21 protein-coding genes are annotated in these 19,420 nt (G+C 31.7%); 16 read left to right on the top strand and 5 right to left on the bottom strand.

The features are described 5' to 3' along the window. Positions 1-151: 151 nt before the first annotated feature. Positions 152-886: an energy transducer TonB gene (locus L3X37_RS15400; RefSeq protein ID WP_237239713.1), complete on the top strand. Its 735-nt coding sequence runs from the start codon at positions 152-154 to the stop codon at positions 884-886. Positions 887-1,077: 191 nt separating this feature from the next. Then, the gene (locus L3X37_RS08330; RefSeq protein ID WP_237239712.1) at positions 1,078-3,186 is read left to right on the top strand and encodes a gliding motility outer membrane protein RemB; all 2,109 of its coding nucleotides are present in this window, start codon (positions 1,078-1,080) and stop codon (positions 3,184-3,186) included. Positions 3,187-3,188: 2 nt separating this feature from the next. Here L3X37_RS08330 and L3X37_RS08325 read toward each other — a convergent pair whose 3' ends face one another. Both L3X37_RS08325 and L3X37_RS08320 read right to left on the bottom strand, forming a co-directional pair. Then, complete coding sequence (locus tag L3X37_RS08325; RefSeq protein WP_237239711.1) at positions 3,189-3,548, bottom strand: hypothetical protein; 360 nt, start codon at positions 3,546-3,548, stop codon at positions 3,189-3,191. 70 nt (positions 3,549-3,618) lie between these two features. Continuing rightward, positions 3,619-4,053, bottom strand: coding sequence for an MBL fold metallo-hydrolase (locus L3X37_RS08320; protein WP_237239710.1), 435 nt, complete (start codon positions 4,051-4,053; stop codon positions 3,619-3,621). A gap of 153 nt (positions 4,054-4,206) precedes the next feature. Here L3X37_RS08320 and cyoE point away from each other — a divergent pair, with 153 nt between their 5' ends. The 14 genes from cyoE to tsaB all read left to right on the top strand — a co-directional run bounded on the left by cyoE (position 4,207) and on the right by tsaB (position 16,077). Next, the gene (gene cyoE, locus L3X37_RS08315) at positions 4,207-5,097 is read left to right on the top strand and encodes a heme o synthase (protein ID WP_237239709.1); all 891 of its coding nucleotides are present in this window, start codon (positions 4,207-4,209) and stop codon (positions 5,095-5,097) included. Positions 5,098-5,103: 6 nt separating this feature from the next. Beyond that, on the top strand, positions 5,104-5,685 hold the full coding sequence (locus tag L3X37_RS08310) for a cytochrome c oxidase subunit 3 (protein WP_237239708.1): 582 nt from the start codon (positions 5,104-5,106) through the stop codon (positions 5,683-5,685). A 138-nt stretch (positions 5,686-5,823) separates the two neighbouring features. Continuing rightward, entirely contained in the window at positions 5,824-6,804 is a 981-nt protein-coding gene (locus L3X37_RS08305; protein WP_237239707.1) for a cytochrome c oxidase subunit 3, read from the top strand. A 19-nt stretch (positions 6,805-6,823) separates the two neighbouring features. Continuing rightward, a complete protein-coding gene (locus L3X37_RS08300; RefSeq protein ID WP_237239706.1) occupies positions 6,824-7,204 on the top strand; it encodes a cytochrome C oxidase subunit IV family protein in 381 nt (126 codons plus the stop codon). A 132-nt stretch (positions 7,205-7,336) separates the two neighbouring features. Continuing rightward, on the top strand, positions 7,337-8,053 hold the full coding sequence (locus tag L3X37_RS08295; RefSeq protein ID WP_237239705.1) for a hypothetical protein: 717 nt from the start codon (positions 7,337-7,339) through the stop codon (positions 8,051-8,053). 56 nt (positions 8,054-8,109) lie between these two features. Continuing rightward, a complete protein-coding gene (locus L3X37_RS08290) occupies positions 8,110-8,847 on the top strand; it encodes an SCO family protein (protein WP_237239704.1) in 738 nt (245 codons plus the stop codon). A 46-nt stretch (positions 8,848-8,893) separates the two neighbouring features. Continuing rightward, complete coding sequence (locus L3X37_RS08285; protein WP_237239703.1) at positions 8,894-9,430, top strand: DUF420 domain-containing protein; 537 nt, start codon at positions 8,894-8,896, stop codon at positions 9,428-9,430. Next, on the top strand, positions 9,427-9,645 hold the full coding sequence (locus L3X37_RS08280) for a hypothetical protein (RefSeq protein ID WP_237239702.1): 219 nt from the start codon (positions 9,427-9,429) through the stop codon (positions 9,643-9,645). Before L3X37_RS08285 ends, L3X37_RS08280 begins: the two co-directional genes overlap by 4 nt. Before the next feature lie 88 nt (positions 9,646-9,733). Then, positions 9,734-10,435: an ABC transporter ATP-binding protein gene (locus L3X37_RS08275; RefSeq protein ID WP_237239701.1), complete on the top strand. Its 702-nt coding sequence runs from the start codon at positions 9,734-9,736 to the stop codon at positions 10,433-10,435. After that, positions 10,428-11,657: an ABC transporter permease gene (locus tag L3X37_RS08270; RefSeq protein WP_237239700.1), complete on the top strand. Its 1,230-nt coding sequence runs from the start codon at positions 10,428-10,430 to the stop codon at positions 11,655-11,657. The genes L3X37_RS08275 and L3X37_RS08270 overlap by 8 nt, the downstream gene beginning before the upstream one ends. A 2-nt stretch (positions 11,658-11,659) precedes the next feature. Continuing rightward, positions 11,660-12,904 (top strand): ABC transporter permease, encoded by a 1,245-nt coding sequence (locus L3X37_RS08265; protein WP_237239699.1) that lies wholly within the window; start codon positions 11,660-11,662, stop codon positions 12,902-12,904. A gap of 12 nt (positions 12,905-12,916) precedes the next feature. Continuing rightward, positions 12,917-14,035: an efflux RND transporter periplasmic adaptor subunit gene (locus L3X37_RS08260; RefSeq protein ID WP_237239698.1), complete on the top strand. Its 1,119-nt coding sequence runs from the start codon at positions 12,917-12,919 to the stop codon at positions 14,033-14,035. After that, the gene (locus L3X37_RS08255; protein ID WP_237239697.1) at positions 14,028-15,404 is read left to right on the top strand and encodes a TolC family protein; all 1,377 of its coding nucleotides are present in this window, start codon (positions 14,028-14,030) and stop codon (positions 15,402-15,404) included. The genes L3X37_RS08260 and L3X37_RS08255 overlap by 8 nt, the downstream gene beginning before the upstream one ends. A gap of 1 nt (position 15,405) precedes the next feature. After that, the gene (gene tsaB / locus L3X37_RS08250) at positions 15,406-16,077 is read left to right on the top strand and encodes a tRNA (adenosine(37)-N6)-threonylcarbamoyltransferase complex dimerization subunit type 1 TsaB (protein WP_237239696.1); all 672 of its coding nucleotides are present in this window, start codon (positions 15,406-15,408) and stop codon (positions 16,075-16,077) included. On the opposite strand, the gene L3X37_RS08245 is transcribed toward tsaB, so the two are convergent. The 3 genes from L3X37_RS08245 to L3X37_RS08235 are packed head-to-tail and all read right to left on the bottom strand — an operon-like array spanning position 16,074 to position 19,362. Then, positions 16,074-16,886 carry a mechanosensitive ion channel family protein gene (locus L3X37_RS08245; protein WP_237239695.1) on the bottom strand — a complete coding sequence of 271 codons (813 nt, stop codon included), beginning with the start codon at positions 16,884-16,886 and terminating at the stop codon, positions 16,074-16,076. The genes tsaB and L3X37_RS08245 overlap by 4 nt on opposite strands. A 20-nt stretch (positions 16,887-16,906) precedes the next feature. Beyond that, complete coding sequence (locus L3X37_RS08240) at positions 16,907-17,260, bottom strand: DUF1304 domain-containing protein (RefSeq protein ID WP_237239694.1); 354 nt, start codon at positions 17,258-17,260, stop codon at positions 16,907-16,909. Then, entirely contained in the window at positions 17,257-19,362 is a 2,106-nt protein-coding gene (locus L3X37_RS08235; RefSeq protein ID WP_237239693.1) for a thioredoxin domain-containing protein, read from the bottom strand. The genes L3X37_RS08240 and L3X37_RS08235 overlap by 4 nt, the downstream gene beginning before the upstream one ends. Positions 19,363-19,420: the final 58 nt, after the last annotated feature.

Genomic DNA, 19,420 nt, shown 5'->3' with positions numbered 1-19,420 from the left:
CTAAATAATAAAATCCCGTTACAAATTTGTAACGGGATTTCTTTTTTGGTATGCTTATTGTGATTTTATTATAATATTAACATTATAAACTATAATAATTATGAGAATTCCAAAGAAGACTCACGAACTCATTCGGCAAAATGAGCAAATCGTGAAAAAACCACAAAAACATGATGCAAATTTACAAAAAAACTCAACCCTTTACTTTCAAATTGGGTTAATAGTGTGTTTGCTTACCACTTATGGATTGTTTGAAATGAAGTTTGAAACAACTATCCATGATTATGGAGATTTGCCTCCTGTAGATCCTCCAACTTATATTGATGTGCCAATAATCATAACATTAAAACCTGTTGTTGATGAACCTGTAAAACAAAAACAAAAAGAACAATCTAATAAGTTTGAAGAAGTGCCAAATGATACACCAGATCTTCCATTTGAGAATGAACCAGAAAAACCTTCAGATGATGTAAATCCGCCAATTGATCCGGGAGATATTGAAGTAACCCCTGTGCCAGAAGATGTTCCAGTCCCTATTGCTTTTATACAAAATGCACCTATCTATCCAGGGTGCGAAAAAGCAAAAAATAATGATGAAAGGAAAAGGTGTATGTCTAAAAAAATAACCAATCTTATTCAACGAAAATTTCAGGGAGATGATATTGCTTCTGAGTATGGTTTAACTGGTGTGCAGAAAATTGATGTGCAATTCACTATTGATAAAACAGGAAAAGTTAATAATATTAAAACTAGAGCACCCCATCCAAAATTAGAAGGTGAGGTAATTCGAGTTATTAATTTAATGCCAGAAATGACACCAGGGAAACAAAACGATAAAAATGTAGATGTTATTTACACATTACCTATTAAATTTAAAGTACAATAAAATAGCTTTATAATTTAAAAGCATATAAACCGTTATCAAATAAAATGATAGCGGTTTTTCTTGACCTGAATTTATTTTCAGCTTCTTAATTATTTAGCTCGTATTTTTGAGAAATCTCTAACAATTTTAAGGCTTACTAATCTAATAAAATATAGTATCTTTCTGCTCAAAATCAATTCTTATTAAATTTTATGAAGCGATTCGTTGTCCTATTTCTACTTTTAATTCAAAATAATATCTTCTCTCAAGGTGCTTTTCAATACGAAAAACCGCCAGTTTTTCCAGATTGCGAAAGTGTAGAAATTGACGTTTTGCAACAGTGTTTTAACAACAAAGTATTCACTCATATTTACAACAACTTTAAAGTGCCGCAAAAAGCTTTAGATGAAAATTATAAAGGCGATGTTGCTCTACTTTTTGAGGTTGATACCCTTGGGCAATTTAAGGTGGTTTATGTTGATGCCATTTACAATGAACTAAAAGAGGAAGCTAAACGGGTATTTTCCCTTTTGCCCAAGGTAAAACAGGCAACTTATAATGGCAGAAAAACGTATAAACAGTATTCCGTTGCTATAAAAATACCATTGGTAAATCAATCAGAAGCTATACAAACTGAAGAAGAAGCTAAAAAGATTAATGAAATTTCTAAACTAGAAGCTGCTGCCAAATCAGAGTTTGATAAAGTAAACGAAAGTTTATCAGCTTTTGAAAGTAAGGGGTATACTAGTCAGTTAAACATTCCTTTTACGCATAGCGATTATTCTAGATTTGATAGACAAATGAATTTGATTGGTACTAATAGCCATACCGCTTCAAAACCTTTTGTCTACGATGAAGTTTCAAAATATTACGATTTTAAAGCTGAAAAAGATAAGTTGCTAAAAGAAGCAAGTACTTGGGCAGGACGAAAACTTTGGAACGAACATTTAGTTGAGTTACAAGGAAAAGATTATTGGTTCACTCTAGATCCTATTTTAGATTTACAAGTTGGAAAAGATACCGATGCCGAATTTAGTTCTACATATAACAATACGCGAGGTTTTTTAGTACGAGGTGGTTTAGGAAAAAAATTAAATTTTTATGCTTCAGTTTTTGAGAGTCAAGGTAGATTTGCGCAATACGTTAATCAATATGCCGAAAGTTTGAAAGCTTTTGGACCAGATCCAGCCATAATTCCTGGTCGTGGTATTGCAAAACGATTTAAAACAGATTCTTACGATTATCCGGTAGCCGAAGCTTATTTATCGTATGCACCTGCTAAGTTTATAAATGTGCAGTTTGGGCATGGTAAAAATTTTATAGGCGATGGCTACCGCTCATTGTTGATAAGCGATGTGGCGAGTCCGCATCCATTTTTAAAGTTGAACACTAAGTTTTGGAAAATTAAATACACAAATACTTGGATGTGGCTAAGGGATGTAAGACCAGAAGTTACAGAAGATGGAGCCTTTTTAACCAAATATATAGCAAACCATTATTTAAGTTGGAATGTGTCTAAACGATTTAATTTAGGTCTATTTGAATCTGTTATTTGGACTAATGCAAACGATAGAGGTTTTGATGTAAATTATTTAAACCCAATAATATTTTACAGAGCCATTGAGTTTGAAACAGGTCAAGATGCTGGAAATGCCATTCTTGGGGCATCGGCAAAATATAAATGGAATGATAATGTAAATATTTATAGTCAATTTATTTTAGATGAATTTTCACTAAGTGATGTAAAAGCGGGTGAAAGAAGTTGGAAAAATAAGTACGGTTATCAAATTGGGGTTAAATATTTTAATGCCTTTAAAGTTAATAATTTAATGCTTCAGTTTGAATACAATAGAGTTAGGCCTTATACCTATTCGCACAATACTATTGCTACAAATTATGGACATAATAATCAATCTATGGCGCATTTGTGGGGTGCAAATTTTAGTGAAGCTATTTTAATTGGGCGCTACAATTACAAACGTTGGTTTGCCGATGCTAAGCTTATTTTTGGTGTTAGAGGATTAGATTTTAATGATGGTACAGATAACTTTAGCTACGGAGGAGATGTTTATCGTGATTATGACGACAGACCTTTTGATAATGGTGTTGAAGTAGGTCAAGGGATAAAAACAAAAACCTTTAATGGCAATCTGCAAGCAGGTTATATAATTAATCCTGCATCAAATTTAAAGCTGTTTACTGATATTAGTATAAGAAATTTTAATCCAGATGCTATTACTGCAACAACATTTAAAAACAATACGGTTTGGTTTAATTTTGGATTAAGAACCGATTTGTTTAATTGGTATTTTGATAATTAGGTTTATTTTTTCAAACTTTTATAAAAAGTACTACGTATTTTTTCAGAGGTAATAAAATTCCAACTATATCCTAAATCATCATAAATTTTTGTAATTGATGCGTTGGTAACTACTTCGGCTTCTGTTTTACCATTCTTAATTTCGGCTAAAACATTTGCTTTAATCGTTTCAAGCATCTTTAAAAATGCCTCATATTCTGTTTTATTTGATAATTTACCATGACCAGGAATTATTTTAGTGTTTTCATCTACAAAAATCATAGCACTTTTTATAGCATTAATATAACCATTAACACTTCCGCCAGATTTTAAATATATATGGGTAGCGACCATTAAAATAGGTATCTCCTGTATGTAGTGCATTACTTTGTGTAAAGTAGAGCATTGCATCGCCATCAGTATGTGCGTTTTCTACATGAAAAATAAGAGCTTGTTATCCGTTAATATGAATGCTTAACTTATCGTTAAAAGTGATGATAGGTAACGACTTGTCTGATTGTTTTGCATTTGCTTTAACCCATTTACGAACATTATCGTGTGCTATAATTTGAGTTCCTAATTTTGAGATATTTCCGTTTCCTCCAGTATGGTCTCCGTGATGATGTGTATTGACTAAAAACTTAATGTCTTTGTCACTTAGCTTTTTTATGGTAGCTATAATTTTATCACTTAATGGCGCAAATTGGCTATCAATCATAATAACTCCATCTTCACCTACAGAAACACCAATATTACCACCTCTACCCTCAAGCATATAAATGTTGTCGCTTAGTTTTGTGGTTTTAATAATAACATCTTTGGCTTGTGCACAGGCTATTAAAGAGAAAGAAAAAACAATAAGAGAAAAAATGGCTTTTAAAGTTTTCATAAAAAGAGGTGTTACATTAATTTCAATAAAAGTACAAAATATTGATTAGCTCAACGATTAGAAATAATTTTTAGTAATAAAAAGCATTGCTCAAATTGCTTTAATAAAGTATCTTTGCACTCGCGTTATAAAGCGACCAAGAATAAGGAAACATTGAGTAACTCAAAATCTTCATTAACAACACATTCTGTAATTTCAGATTTTAAAGAAATCACAAAAATGCGATTAGCATTAAGTGTTGTGTTTTCATCGCTTGCAGGTTATTTGTTAGGTGCAGAAACGGTAGATTTTAAAACCTTGGTTTTACTAGCTTTTGGCGGTTACTTTATGGTTGGGGCATCAAACGCGTTTAACCAAATTATTGAAAAGGATTTAGATGCGTTAATGAATCGAACTAAAGATCGACCTATTCCAGCAGGACGTATGTCAGTTAATACAGCTTTTATAATTGCTTCTATTTTCACGATTTTAGGTGTTATTATTTTGTACACAATTAACAAGCAAACTGCTATGTTTGGTGCCATCTCAATATTTTTATACACCTGTGTTTATACCCCTTTAAAAACCAAAACACCTCTAGCCGTTTTTGTTGGTGCAATTCCAGGAGCTATCCCGTTTATGTTAGGTTGGGTTGCTGCTACAGACGATTTTGGTATAGAACCAGGAACCTTATTTGCTTTACAATTTTTTTGGCAATTCCCTCATTTTTGGGCAATAGGCTGGTTTTTATTTGAAGATTATAAAAAAGGTGGCTTCGTTATGTTGCCAACTGGAAAACAAGATAAAGGGACTGCTGTACAGACTATTATGTATACTGTTTGGACTTTAATAATCTCTATAATTCCTGTGTTTGGATTTACGGGACAATTAGAATTGTCAATAGTAGCTGCAATTGTTGTTTTTTTATTAGGGTTATGGATGCTGTATTATGCGATTCGATTATTTAAATTAATGACTGAAAAATCAGCAAAACAATTGATGTTAGTTAGCGTATCATATATATCATTAGTGCAAATTGTTTATGTAGTTGATAAATTTATATAGATTATTATGGATTTAACTCAAGGTACTTTAGAAGAAAAAAATAACAGAGCAAAAAAAATGATGCTTTGGTTTAGCCTTATCTCATTGTTTATGGCTTTTGCAGGATTAACAAGTGCTGTAATTATAAGTAGAAAACGACCAGATTGGTCAAGCGAATTAGAAATGCCAAATATTTTTTTAGTAAGTGTTTTTGTTGCTGTTATAAGCAGTATTACTTTTATTTTAGCAAAACAGGCATTAAAAAAAGGTAAGAGACCAGTAACTTCAGTATTACTAATAACAACATTCTTTTTAGGAATTTTATTTGTGTTTTTACAGTTTGAAGGATTTAATGCTTTAATAGAATCTGGATATAGATTTACAGGAGAAATAAGTAACCCGAAAGCTTCTTTTATCTTCTTAATTGCATTTTTTCATGTTTTACACGTTGTTGCTGGACTAATATGCATTTTAGTTGTAATTTATAATCATTTTAAACAAAAGTATAACTTAGATAAAATTCTTGGGTTTGAACTAGCTGCAACATTTTGGCATTTTGTTGGTATACTATGGATATTTCTTTATTTGCTGCTAACATATGTTGGATAAAATCATAACAGGTTTTTTAAAAAAAATTTAGTTTTATTTATAATGTGTCATTTTCATTTAAAAAATTACTTAATCGATATTTTATTACATAGATAATTTGATTATTTTTGTGCAACTTTTAAATAACAACCATTACATATGAGTACTACAGTTGTAAACACTGGAACAGAAGGAAAAACTTGGGGAGGTAGCAATCAACCGCTAAAAGCAAGTTACGGTAAAATGATGATGTGGTTTTTCATTGTTTCAGATGCCTTAACATTCTCTGGGTTTTTAGCAGCCTACGGATTTTCAAGATTTAAGTTTATTGATTCATGGCCAATTGCCGATGAGGTGTTTACACACGTGCCGTTTTTACACGGGCAAGAGTTACCTATGATTTATGTAGCTTTTATGACGTTTGTACTTATCATGTCGTCTGTAACTATGGTATTAGCAGTAGATGCAGGTCATCACATGAAAAAAACCAAAGTAACCTGGTATATGTTTTTAACCATTATTGGTGGTTTAATTTTCGTAGGATCACAAGCTTGGGAATGGGCAACCTTTATTAAAGGTGATTATGGTGCTATTCAAACAAAAGGCGGTAATATTTTACAATTTGTAGATACCGATGGGCATCGTGTTGCACTAAGTGATTTTACGGTTGCTGGACACAAAGATAGAACAGCACATGAGCGCAAAAACGGATTGTGGTTTGTTGATGAAGGTACACTGCCAACTTACACTGTTAATGAAGTTATTGATGGTTTTGAAGCCAATAAAAACCTTTTAGTTAGAACGCAAATTATAAATGAAGAAGGTGAAAAAACAGTACTTTCAAGAGCGGAGTCTTCTAAACTTTTAAAAGATAATGGTGTAGCAGTTGTAGAAGGCGCTAATTTACATGTTAATGAATACGGGTCACCACTATTTGCCGACTTCTTTTTCTTTATAACAGGATTTCATGGGTTTCATGTGTTTTCTGGTGTTGTTATTAATATTATTATATTCTTTAATGTAATATTAGGAACTTACGAGCGCAGAGGGAGTTACGAAATGGTTGAAAAAGTTGGTCTTTATTGGCACTTTGTAGATTTAGTTTGGGTATTTGTATTTACATTCTTCTACCTAGTTTAATTTTATATAAAAACAAAACATGGCACACGCACATAATCTAGCAATATTAAGAGGTTTAATAAAATTTAAATCTAATACACAAAAAATCTGGGGCGTATTAATATTACTTACTATAGTAACTGCTGTAGAAGTTGTATTAGGTATTTACAAACCTGAAAGTTTGATGGCAAAAGTTTTAGGTATGAAACTTTTAAACTGGATATTCATTATTTTAACCATTGTAAAAGCGTATTACATTACTTGGGATTTCATGCATATGCGCGATGAAACTAAAGCCTTACGTCGTATGGTAGTTTGGACAGCAATCTTTTTAATTTTATACTTAATATTCATTTTATTACAAGAAGGCGGGTACGTTTTTGATGTTTATAAAGATGGCTTTATAAAAAGAGATTTTTAAAGATTTTTTTGAGCTTGCACTGAGCGTTGTTGAAGTAAATCGAAGTGTTAAATATAGATATAAAGGCGGTTTTTAAACTGCCTTTTTTTATTTTTGCAAAAGAATTAAAAGCTATAAAACTAAAAGAATTTAATGGATTACAAGAAGATTAGTCGTTATGTGGTTTTAGGGGTTTTATTTTTTCTTCCTGTAACATTTTTATTGTTTTTATACCCAGCAACACACAATTACGAGCCATTAGATATTGTAAACGAAAACGTATTAGATTTACACGCGTTTTCATCAGACTCCAATGAATCAGTTGTTTTAAAAGATCATATTACTGTGTTAGGTTTTTTAGGTAATAAGCCTATAGATAAGCTTATAGCAGTTTCAAATTTAAAAGAATTGGTGTATGATAAGTTTAAAGGTTTTAAGCGTTTTCAAATCGTAATTGTAGCGCCAAATGGAACCCAAGCCAACGTTGAAAAACTTAAACAAGAAATAGCATCGTACGAAGACTTGCGATTCTGGCATTTTGTTTTTGGTGAACCCAACAATATTCAGCCTTTATTTTACAGTTTAAAATCAAAAGAAAATCTTAATACAGATTTATCATCAAATCACGTCTTTGTTATTGATAAAGACTTAAGTCAACGCGGTAGGATAGACGACAGAACCGATAACGAAATAGAAAAGAATAAACCTGTTTACGGACTAAGCTCTTATGACTGTATTGAGGTTGCCGAAATAAAAAATAAAATGAGTGATGATTTACGTATTTTATTTACAGAATACAGGCAAAAACGAAAAGGTGAATTTAACTCGGATACTAGAAGAGCAAACAATTTAAAAACAGAAACTAATTAAAGTTGATTTGTCATTCCTGCGAAGGCAGGAATCTATTTTGTAAAAATTGAGTTGAAATGAAAAAAACAAATTATTCATATATAGGAATAGCTTTTATTATACTAGTTTTCGGAATCATCTTTATTCCTAAAATAATAGATAGAATTTCTAATAACGATGTAACCCGTAACGAAAGCAGAAGCGATTTTGCAAATAATAGAAAAGCTTTAGATTTAGCATTCATTAAAATTAATGATGAACCAAAAAAGGTGCCTGCGTTTTCGTTTATAAATCAAGATGGAAAAACCATAACCAATAAAGATTACGAAGGCAAAGTTTATGTTATTGAGTTTTTCTTTACAACATGCCCAACAATTTGCCCGCGTATGAATGCCAATCTTATACAAATTCAAAATGCTTTTAAGGATTTTGAAGATTTTGCTGTGGCATCATTCACTATAAATCCAGATTACGATACACCAGAAATTCTTAAAAATTACGCAGAACATTATGGTGTAAGCAACCCTAATTGGCATTTATTAACAGGGAACAAAGAAGCTATTTACAAGTTGGCAAACGAAGGCTTTAATTTATATACTGGAGAAAATACAGAGATTGAAGGTGGTTTTGAGCATTCAGGTAATTTTGCCCTAATAGATAAAAACGGATTTATACGCTCAAGAAAAGATAAATTTGGAAACCCAATAATTTATTATCGGGGCATCGTATCTGAAGCAGAGCAAGTTGATGACGATGGTGTTAAAGAAGAAATTAGTGCATTAAAGGAAGATATTAAAAAGTTACTGAACGAGTAATTATTAGTAATTCTAAAATCATTTTAGAATCACATAATTTTTAAAAATGGATAATCAAGACCCTATTTTAGACGATAAAAAATATAACAAACTAATTGTTGTCCTGTCAATTGTTATACCTATTGTAGTTGCTGCCTTATTCGGAATTAAAATACCAAATGTAGAGCCGCTATCCTTTTTGCCACCAATTTATGCAACTATAAATGGATTAACAGCAGTTATTTTAGTAATTGCTTTTATTGCTATTAAAAAGAAAAATATAGTTCTCCACGAAAATTTAATGACAATAGCTATTTGGTGTTCAGCTTTATTTTTGGTTATGTATGTAGCGTATCATATGACAAGCGATTCTACAAAGTTTGCTGGCGAAGGGTTTATAAAATATGTGTACTATTTTATTTTATTAACGCACATTGTATTATCTATAGTAGTAATTCCTTTTGTGCTAATTACCTATGTTAGAGCTATAACAAATAATTTTGAAAAGCATAAAAAAATAGCTCAAATCACATTTCCATTATGGCTTTATGTTGCGGTAACAGGTGTTATTGTTTATGTAATGATTTCGCCTTATTACGTATGAAAAATAAACTAGTATTCATTCTTGTTTTTTTTCTGTTGTTTCTCAAAACAAATGCACAATGCGCCATGTGTCGTGCTGTTTTAGAAAGCGAAGAAGGGCAAACCGCTGCTGAGGGCATAAACGACGGAATTGTATATTTAATGGCAATACCATATATACTAGTTGGAGGAATCATCTTTTTTATTTATAAGAAATACAATACGTTAAAAAAGTAATAAAAAGTTTTAGGTACGATTATTGTAACATTTCTTTGTCTTTTAAGTCTAACAAAAAAGCACTTTAGCTTTATTAAATCAATCAGAAATGTTAAAAATAAGCCAACTGCACAAATCTTACCCTATAGGAGATTCTAGTTTACATGTATTAAAAGGGATAGACCTCTCAGTTGAAGATGGAGAAATGGTCGCTATTATGGGGTCTTCAGGTTCTGGAAAATCTACACTTCTTAATATTATTGGTATGTTAGATGAAGCAGATGAGGGCGAATATATTTTAGATGGACTGCCAATAAAAGATTTAACTGAAAAGAAAGCAGCTGTTTATAGAAATAAATTTTTAGGATTTATTTTTCAATCCTTCAATCTTATAAACTATAAAACTGCACTAGAGAATGTAGCGCTTCCATTGTATTATCAAGGGATGAAACGTAAGCAGCGTCAAGAACTGGCTATGTTTCATTTAGAAAAAGTAGGTTTAGCAGGATGGGCACAGCATTTACCAAAAGAGCTTTCTGGTGGGCAAAATCAGCGTGTTGCGATTGCTAGAGCCTTAGCTGCAAATCCTAAATTATTATTAGCAGATGAGCCTACTGGAGCTTTAGATACCAAAACATCTTATGAAATCATGGAGTTTATCCAACAATTAAACGATGAAGGAAAAACTATTTTAATGGTTACCCATGAAGAGGATATTGCAAATATGTGCAAGCGTATTGTTAGGTTGCGCGATGGTGTAATTATGGAAGATAAAAAGGTAAAACAGGTTAGAGCAGAACAGTATGTTTGATATTGATCTTTGGCGAGAAATATTTCAGAGTATAAATAAAAACAGAACCAGAAGTTTGTTATCTGGTTTTACGGTGGCGTTTGCCATATTGTTATTTACCATTCTTTTTGGTATTGCAAATGGTTTAAAAAACACTTTTGCAGAAGCTTTTGTTGACGATGCTAATAACTCTATTTTTATTCGATCAGGAAGAACAACAAAGGCACATAAAGGGTTGCAAGCAGGCAGGCGAATTCAGTTTAAAAATGAAGATTTTAATTATATAAAAGATGATTTTGGTAATAAAGTAGAGTTTATTACAGCAAGAATTTATAGAAACGCTCAAGCATCTTTTAGAAATGAACAAAACAACTATAGTTTAAGAGCTGTACATCCAGATCATCAGTTTTTAGAAAAAACAAAAATAAAGGAAGGTCGTTACATCAATCAAAACGATTTACAAAATAGAACAAAAATTGTAGTAATAGGTAGGTTAGTTGAAGAAGACTTGTTTTTAAAAACTACTGCTTTAGGTAAATATATAAACCTTAATGGCATACAATATAAAGTTGTGGGCATTTTTACAGATGATGGTGGAGATAACGAAGAGCGACTAATTTATATACCTATTACTACTGCACAGCATATATATGGTAATAACGATTATATAGATCAGATAAACTTAACCTATAATCCTGAAATGGATTATAACCAAGCCATAGCTTTTAGTTCGTTATTAACTAGAAAACTTAAAGACCGTTTTTCTGTAGCAAGAAGCGATCAAAGAGCTGTTAGGGTACGTAATATGGCAGAAGGAACAAAACAAGTTGATGCCATGACAGGAGGATTAACTGTTATTATATTGGTAATTGGTTTTGGGACTTTAATAGCAGGTATTGTAGGGATAAGTAATATCATGATTTTTATTGTAAAAGAGCGAACCAAAGAAATTGGTATCCGTAAAGCTTTAGGGGCATCACCGAGGTCAATCGTGTCAATAATTTTAATTGAATCTATTTTAATAACAGCCATTGCAGGTTATGTAGGTTTAATAATTGGTGTTGGTGTTTTAGAACTTGTAGGACCTAGTTTAGAAGAATATTTTATAAAAAACCCTGGAGTAAATAATAGCCTTGTAATTGGCGCAACAATTACATTAATAGTAGCAGGAGCTATTGCTGGATACTTGCCAGCAAAAAAAGCATCAAGAATTAAACCTATTGTTGCATTAAGAAACGATTAATTATGTTTAGATTTTTATTCGATAGAGATACATGGCAAGAAGTTTACGATAGCTTTAGTAAAAATAAACTAAGGTCTATACTTACTATGGTTGGTGTTTGGTGGGGTATTTTATTATTAATAGGCTTGTTAGGCTCTGCTAGAGGATTAGAAAATTCATTTAACAGGTTATTCGGAAGTTTTGCAACTAATAGCGTATTTGTTTGGGGACAAAGTACAAGTAAACCATTTAAAGGATTTCAAGAAGGGAAACAAGTCCGATTAACATTATCTGATGCAAAAAAAATAGAAGAAAACGTTGAAGGCATTGAGTTTGTTGTTCCTAGAAATCAAAATCAAGCACAAGTTATTAGAAAGTTTCTATCAGGTAATTTTAATATAAATGGCGATTATCCGTTACTAGATCAAGTTCAAAAGAAAAAATTAATTCACGGCAGATTTATTAATCAAAATGATATTGATAATAATAAAAAAATAGCTGTCATTTCAGAAGAAATTTACAAACAGCTTTTTGATAAAGATGAAAATGTTATAGGAGAATATATTCAAGTTAATAATATAAATTTTAAAGTTGTAGGCATGTTTGAAAATGGTAATGTTAACATGGGACCAACAACTGATATACATATACCGTTCACCACGTTTCAACAAATATATAATCAAGGCGACCAAATTGGTTGGATGATGATAACAGGAAAGCCTGAGTACGATATTAAGCAAATAGAAAATGATGCTAAGCTGTTGCTTAAAAACTTAAACAGTATCCATCCTAATGATAAACGTGCTTTTGGTAGTTTTAATTTAGGTAAAGAGTTTGCTAAAGTTACTGGGTTTTTAACAGGAATGCAGTTTTTAACATGGTTTGTAGGTATTGCAACTTTAATTGCAGGCGTATTTGCCATTGGTAATATTTTATTAATCACAGTAAAAGAACGCACCAAAGAAATAGGGGTGCGTCGTGCGTTAGGTGCCACACCATTTGAAATAAAAAGGCAAATAGTTGTTGAGGCTGTGTTTTTAACCTTAGTAGCAGGATTATTTGGTATTATATCTGGCGGGTGGATTTTAATAATATTAGATACTGCATTTGGTCAAGGAGCTGATGCCACCATAGTAAATGCATCAGTATCTATTGCAGTGGTATTTATAGCATTAATTATATTAGTAATATTAGGAACTTTAATAGGGTTAATTCCCGCGTTTAAAGCCACAAGCATAAAACCAATAGAAGCATTAAGAGAAGAATAAACAATAAAAAAAATGAATAAAACAGTAAAAATTATTTTAGGAATCATTGTTTTAATACTACTAGTATTTGTATTAAAATATTTTAAAGATGCCAATTCTAAAGATGTAGTAGACTATAAAGTTGAAGAACCTTTCTACACATCAATAAATACAAAAGCCGTAGCAACAGGTAAATTAAACCCAGAAGAAGAAATTGAGTTAAAACCTCAAATTTCTGGTATTGTAGATAAAATATTTGTTGAAGAAGGAGATATTGTAGAAAAAGGCGATTTAATAGCAAAAATTAGAGTAGTACCTAATGAGCAAAGTTTAGTAAGTGCGAAAAGCAGAATAGCATCATCTAGATTTTCGTATGACAACGCCAAAACGTTATACGATAGAAATAAAGCCTTGTTTGAAAAAGGTGTGATTTCTCAACAAGATTTTGAAAATAGTGAGCTTTCTTTTAATCAAGCCAAAGAATCATTAGCACAGGCTCAAAATGATTATCAAATTATTAAACGTGGTTCTATTTCTGGCGGTAGCTCAGCAAATACTAACATTGTAGCTCAAATACCAGGAACCATTTTAGAAATTCCTGTTAGAGAAGGTAATCAAGTTATTCAAAGTAATAACTTCAACGATGGTACCACTATAGCAACTGTGGCCGATATGAGTAAAATGATTTTTGAAGGAAAAGTTGATGAAGCTGAAGTTGGAAAACTTGAAGAAGGCAAAGAAATTAAAGTATTATTAGGAGCAATTAACGATAAAGAATTCCCTGCAAAATTAACTTTTGTTGCGCCAAAAGGTATTGAGGAAAATGGCGCAGTACAATTTACTATTAAAGCCGACGTAAGTGTTGAAGTTAGCACAAACATTAGAGCAGGATATAGTGCTAATGCCGAAATAGACATTGAAAGTAAAGATAGTGTTCTGGCTATTAAAGAAGCTTTATTACAGTACAATAGAATAACAGAAAAACCTTTTGTAGAAATACAAAAGGAAGAAGGAAAATTCGAAAAAAAGAATGTAACATTAGGTCTTTCCGATGGAATTAATGTAGAAATTACTGAAGGCGTAAAAGAAGGCGACAAAATTAAAGTGTGGAATAAAGCATCAAAAGATAATAATGATGGTGAAAATGATTAAAATTAGCTCTAGTTTCGTGCAAAGTTTAAAAAATCTTGTAGGCATAAAACAAACCATTTTGTTATTGGTTCTATTATTTACAGTAACAACTTCTTTTGCCCAAAAAAAATGGACTTTGCATGAGTGTGTGACTTATGCGCTCGAAAATAATATTACCGTAAAACAAACCAAAAATGCATTACTTTCTGGAGAACAAGATATTATTTCAGCCAAAGGACAATTTTTACCTTCAGTTAGCGGAGGCGTAGGTTCAGGAGCACGAATAGGTTCTGGTTTTGATCCTGTGTCTAACCAGCGCGTTAACAATCAAACTACATATTCACTTAATTATAGTTTGGGCGTAAGTCAGAATATATTCAACGGCTTTAGGACTTTAAACCTATATAAACAATCACGTTTAAATCAAGAAAGAAATAGTTTAGAATTGGCACGATTAAAAGACGACATCTCCTTGAATGTTGTTAATACTTATATAAGTGTGATTGTAAGTAAAGAAAATCTAGAAATAGCCATTGCGCAATATAATTTTAGTAAAAAACAGCTTAAACAGGTTAAGGAGCTGGTAGAGGTAGGCTCTCAACCTAAAGCCAATATTTATGATGCTGAAGCTGCTTTAAGTCGAGATGCGCAACAGGTTACTAATGCAGAAAACAACTATAATTTAGCATTGCTAAATTTATCACAGCTATTACAGGTACCTTATAATGGTTTTGATATTGAGATTATTGAGGTTGATTCGCCATCAGAAACTTTGTTATACAATGATGTTACACCAGTTTTAAACCATGCTTTTGCCAATAGAAATGAAATTAAAATTGCTGAAAAGGATATGGAAAATGCTGTACTTGGTACGGAAATTTCTAAAGCAGGATATCTGCCTTCAGTAGGTTTTAGTTATGGGTTTGGTTCTGTATGGAGTGAATCAAAAAACGACATTTTTAAACAAGCATTGTTTAGGGAGTTAGACATAAACAAAGGGCATAGTTTTAGTCTTAATGTTAACATTCCTATTTTCTCTAGGTTTCAAAATAAAACAGCAGTTGCAAAATCTAAAATTCAAGAGGAGAACAGTAAACTAAATTTAGATCAAGCAAAACTAGATTTAGAGGCTAATGTCCAACGAGCTTACACCGATGCCCAAGCTGCCTTTAAAGCATACGAAGCTGCAAAAAAAACTTTAGTATCTCAAGAGCTAGCGTTTAACAACTCAAAAGAACGATACGATATTGGTAACATGACCGCTTTTGATTTAGAACAAGCCAGAGTGCAATATATTAATGCGCAATCATCTTTGATTAATGCAAAATATGATTTTGTTTTTAAGACAAAAGTTTTAGATTTTTACATGGGAAAATCTTTAACTAATTAATTTGGCATTAATACTTAATATAGAAACTGCAACAACTAATTGCTCAGTCTCTCTTTCAAAAGATGGAGAGACTTTGGTTTTAAAGGAAGATTACGATAAAAACTATTCGCACGCAGAAAGACTTCATGTTTATATTGATGCCATTTTAAAAGATGCAAACCTCAATTTAAAAGATTTAGATGCGATTGGTGTTAGCAAAGGTCCAGGTTCTTATACAGGATTGCGCATAGGCGTTTCGGCAGCAAAGGGACTATGTTTTGCTTTAAATAAGCCACTAATTTCTGTGTCAACCTTAGAGGCATTAGCGCGCCAAGTTGAAGTTAACGATGGTGTTATTGTAGCTATGTTAGATGCTAGACGTATGGAAGTGTATTCGGCTGTTTTTGATTTTAGCTATAATCAAATACGAGAAACCCAAGCACAAGTTTTAGATGAAAACGCTTTCGCGGAATATTTAGAAAAAGGCAAAGTGTATTTTATTGGTAATGGTGTTAATAAAACCAAGACACTAATTACCCACGCAAATGCTGTATTTGTTGAAGATAAATTACCATCAGCTAACGAAATGAGTTTATTAGGATATAACAAATACAAAATAAGCGACATCGAAGATGTCGCTTATTTTGAACCTTATTATTTAAAAGATTTTGTGGCCTTAAAACCTAAATCTTAACCTTGTTTTTGTATTTCAACTTGATGTGGATAAGGAATTTCAATACCAGCAGCATCAAGAGCTTCTTTTACATTTTCTGTAATTCCAAAATAGACATCCCAATAATCATCAGCCGTACTCCATGGTCTTACAGCAAAATTTATCGAACTATCAGCTAATTCAGATACATTTACAGTTGGAGCCGGTTCTTTTAGTACTTTCGGGTGGGAAGTCAATACATTCATTAGAACTTCTTTTGTTTTCTTAATATCGGAATCGTAACCTACTCCAAAAGTTAAATCAACTCTACGAGTACCTTCGGTAGTATAATTAATTATGTTTCCGTTTGATAAAGCCCCATTAGGAATAATAATTTCTCTGTTAGATAAACCCGTTAGTTTGGTTGTAAATATTTCAATTTCTTTAACAACACCAAGTTCTCCTTGAGCCTCAATTAAATCACCAATTTTAAACGGTTTAAAAATCATAATTAAAACGCCTCCAGCAAAATTGCCTAAAGACCCTTGTAATGCTAAACCAATAGCTAAACCAGCTGCAGCTAAAATAGCAGCAAATGATGTAGTTTCTACACCAACGGTACCAAGTACTACAACAATTAAAACAATTTTTAATATCCAGCCTAAAAGGTTTACTAAGAATTTTTGTAAACTCTCATCATAATCTCTTTTGGACATTATTTTTTTAGTGGTTTTTAGTAATTTTTTAATGACCCAAGATCCAATAATCCAAATAAGAATGGCACCTAATACTTTTGGTCCAAAATCCATAATTAGGGCAAAACCTTTGTCAATCCATCTTTGTAAATCCATTTATTATTTTAGTTTTTTAGTTAAATAAATATTGTAATTAGTGCAAAAATAGCAGGAATACTTTGTGCATAAAACAATTTAATATTCTTTGTTGAGTAAGACCCATAAATACCAGCAATAGTCACACAAACAAGAAAAAATATGGCAATATTTATATCTTTTTGAATAATGGCGTAAACTAATCCAGCAGATAAAAAACCATTATACAATCCTTGGTTTGCAGCTAACACCTTAGTTTCTTCAGCAAATGCTTTAGATTTTAAGCCAAATGTTTTAATACCTTTTGGTTTAGTCCATAAAAACATTTCTAATATTAAAAAATAAAGATGCTCTAAAGCTACAAAAGCAATTAAAATGCTTGTTAAAAGAGTCATTCTTTTATAAATTTTATAGCATCATTTACTTCGGTAACAGGAAGTTTACAAGCTTTGTTTACGCACACATAAATAAATGTGTTATCAGGATTAAACCTGTTTTCTAACAAAGGCATATTGTTTTCAGATGTACTAGCAGCTATAAGTTTATTAGGTAGATATGTTTTATTTAATTCTGTTATTTTTTGTTTTGCATCAGCCCCAACAATAGCTACTTCGTAAAAAGGTTGCGCATAATTTAGCATTAAATCAAACCAATTGGAGTAGGCTGAAGGATATTCTTTCATTTCTGGCTTCACATTATTAAGCATGCTCATAGCAGTTTTGCTAAAATGTACATTATCAAAATAATGTGATAATTTAAATAAGTTTTTAGCCATTATTGAATTGCTTGCAGGAATAACATTATCCCGATATTCAATACTTCGTGAAACTAACGATTCATCTTCATTTGATGTAAAATAAAACATTTTGGTTTGCTTATCGAAAAAGTGATCAAAGCAGTAATTAGCTAAATCTCTTGCTGTACTTAACCACTTTTCATCTAAAGTGCTTTCATATAGTGCTAAAAAAGCATCAATGGTAGCAGAGTAATCTTCAAGGTAGCCATTATTTGTACTCTTTCCATCTTTATAGTTATGGTATAATCCACCATCTTCTTTTAATTGGTTATTAATTATAAAGTTGGCGTTTTTCTTTACTGTTTCTAAATATTCAGAGTTACCAAAAACACGATAAGCATCAATATACCCTTTTAACATTAAGGCATTCCAAGAGGTTAGTGTTTTATCATCTAATCGCGGTTTCGACCTTTTATTGCGTTCTTTTAATAAAATAGATTTCCAATTAGATTTTTTTTCTTTTAGTTCTGACTCAGTCAAATTATACTTTTCTATAATTTTAGTATCATCATCTTTTCTAATTAAAACGTAATTACCATGTTCCCAAAACCCATAATTATTAATGTTGTAATAATCAGAAAACAACTCAAAATCATTTTCTATAATCACCTTTAGGGTGTCTTTATTCCAAACGTAAAAAGCACCTTCTTCAAGCTCTCCTTCAGATGTTAAACTATCGGCATCAAGTGCTGAGTAAAATGCTCCATTATCAATAGTCATTTCGTTTTTTACATAGTCTAAAGTTTCAGTAACAATATCTTTATATAATTCATTTTTTGTAATTAAATAGGCATCGGCATATAAGCTTACCAATTGGCCATTATCGTAAAGCATTTTTTCGAAATGTGGCACATGCCATTTTGAGTCTACCGAATACCTAGAAAAACCGCCACCCAACTGATCAAAAACACCACCATAAGCCATTTTTGTTAATGTTAAATTAACAAAGTCCATTAATTTCTCGTCATTATTTTGATGGGCATAGCGCAGTAAAAAGTGATAGTTATTAGGCATCATAAATTTTGGTGCTCTATTCATTCCGCCTAAGCTGTTATCAAATTGTTTAGACCAACTATTAACAGCTTCATCTATAAAGGTTTTTTCAAAAATAGGCTCGTCTGTATTTAAACTCACCATATCCATAGTCTTAATACCTTCTTCTAATTTATCGGCATATTCGCGCAGCTTTTCGGGCTTTTCTTTATATAATTCAGAAATTTGTTCTAGAGCATCTATCCACTGTTCTTTCTTAAAATAAGTACCGCCCCAAACTGGTCTGCCATCTGGTAAAGCCACGGCATTTAAAGGCCATCCGCCGCTACCAGTCATAAGTTGAACGGCGTTCATGTATACTTGATCGACATCTGGACGTTCTTCTCTGTCTATTTTTATATTAATAAAATTATTATTCATTACTTGCGCAACTAGGGTGTCCTCAAAACTTTCGTGCTCCATAACATGGCACCAATGGCAAGCTGAATATCCAACACTTATTAGCATAAGTTTGTTTTCAGATTTTGCTTTAGCTAAGGTTTTTTCATTCCAAGCATGCCAATTTACTGGGTTATGTGCGTGTTGCAGTAAATACGGGCTAGTTTCATTAATAAGCTCGTTGGTATATTTATGTTTCATGGTTTCAGAATTCTGACCTTTACAGCTAATTAAAGTGATGATGCAAATGGATATTAAGATATATTTCATGCTTTCAAAGTTAGCGAAAATTGAGCATAAAAAAAGCGTTCGGTTAACGAACGCTTAA

Origin of the sequence: Wocania arenilitoris, assembly GCF_021728535.1 — a bacterium.
GTDB classification, from domain to species: Bacteria; Bacteroidota; Bacteroidia; order Flavobacteriales; family Flavobacteriaceae; genus Wocania_A; species Wocania_A arenilitoris.
This window is presented reverse-complemented; position numbering and strand designations above follow the sequence as displayed.

Excerpts from the sequence above, each read along its gene's own strand:
- L3X37_RS08280 (WP_237239702.1), top strand. The coding sequence starts at position 9,427 with ATGAAAAATAAACTAGTATTCATTCTTGTTTTTTTTCTGTTGTTTCTC.
- L3X37_RS08310 (WP_237239708.1), top strand. The coding sequence starts at position 5,104 with ATGGATTTAACTCAAGGTACTTTAGAAGAAAAAAATAACAGAGCAAAA.
- L3X37_RS08265 (WP_237239699.1), top strand. The coding sequence starts at position 11,660 with ATGTTTAGATTTTTATTCGATAGAGATACATGGCAAGAAGTTTACGAT.
- L3X37_RS08245 (WP_237239695.1), bottom strand. The coding sequence starts at position 16,886 with ATGGATTTACAAAGATGGATTGACAAAGGTTTTGCCCTAATTATGGAT.
- L3X37_RS08305 (WP_237239707.1), top strand. The coding sequence starts at position 5,824 with ATGAGTACTACAGTTGTAAACACTGGAACAGAAGGAAAAACTTGGGGA.
- L3X37_RS08330 (WP_237239712.1), top strand. The coding sequence starts at position 1,078 with ATGAAGCGATTCGTTGTCCTATTTCTACTTTTAATTCAAAATAATATC.
- L3X37_RS08325 (WP_237239711.1), bottom strand. The coding sequence starts at position 3,548 with ATGCACTACATACAGGAGATACCTATTTTAATGGTCGCTACCCATATA.
- L3X37_RS08285 (WP_237239703.1), top strand. The coding sequence starts at position 8,894 with ATGGATAATCAAGACCCTATTTTAGACGATAAAAAATATAACAAACTA.
- L3X37_RS08300 (WP_237239706.1), top strand. The coding sequence starts at position 6,824 with ATGGCACACGCACATAATCTAGCAATATTAAGAGGTTTAATAAAATTT.
- L3X37_RS08260 (WP_237239698.1), top strand. The coding sequence starts at position 12,917 with ATGAATAAAACAGTAAAAATTATTTTAGGAATCATTGTTTTAATACTA.
- L3X37_RS08240 (WP_237239694.1), bottom strand. The coding sequence starts at position 17,260 with ATGACTCTTTTAACAAGCATTTTAATTGCTTTTGTAGCTTTAGAGCAT.
- L3X37_RS08320 (WP_237239710.1), bottom strand. The coding sequence starts at position 4,053 with ATGAAAACTTTAAAAGCCATTTTTTCTCTTATTGTTTTTTCTTTCTCT.
- L3X37_RS08235 (WP_237239693.1), bottom strand. The coding sequence starts at position 19,362 with ATGAAATATATCTTAATATCCATTTGCATCATCACTTTAATTAGCTGT.
- L3X37_RS08270 (WP_237239700.1), top strand. The coding sequence starts at position 10,428 with ATGTTTGATATTGATCTTTGGCGAGAAATATTTCAGAGTATAAATAAA.
- L3X37_RS08290 (WP_237239704.1), top strand. The coding sequence starts at position 8,110 with ATGAAAAAAACAAATTATTCATATATAGGAATAGCTTTTATTATACTA.
- L3X37_RS08255 (WP_237239697.1), top strand. The coding sequence starts at position 14,028 with ATGATTAAAATTAGCTCTAGTTTCGTGCAAAGTTTAAAAAATCTTGTA.
- L3X37_RS08295 (WP_237239705.1), top strand. The coding sequence starts at position 7,337 with ATGGATTACAAGAAGATTAGTCGTTATGTGGTTTTAGGGGTTTTATTT.
- L3X37_RS08275 (WP_237239701.1), top strand. The coding sequence starts at position 9,734 with ATGTTAAAAATAAGCCAACTGCACAAATCTTACCCTATAGGAGATTCT.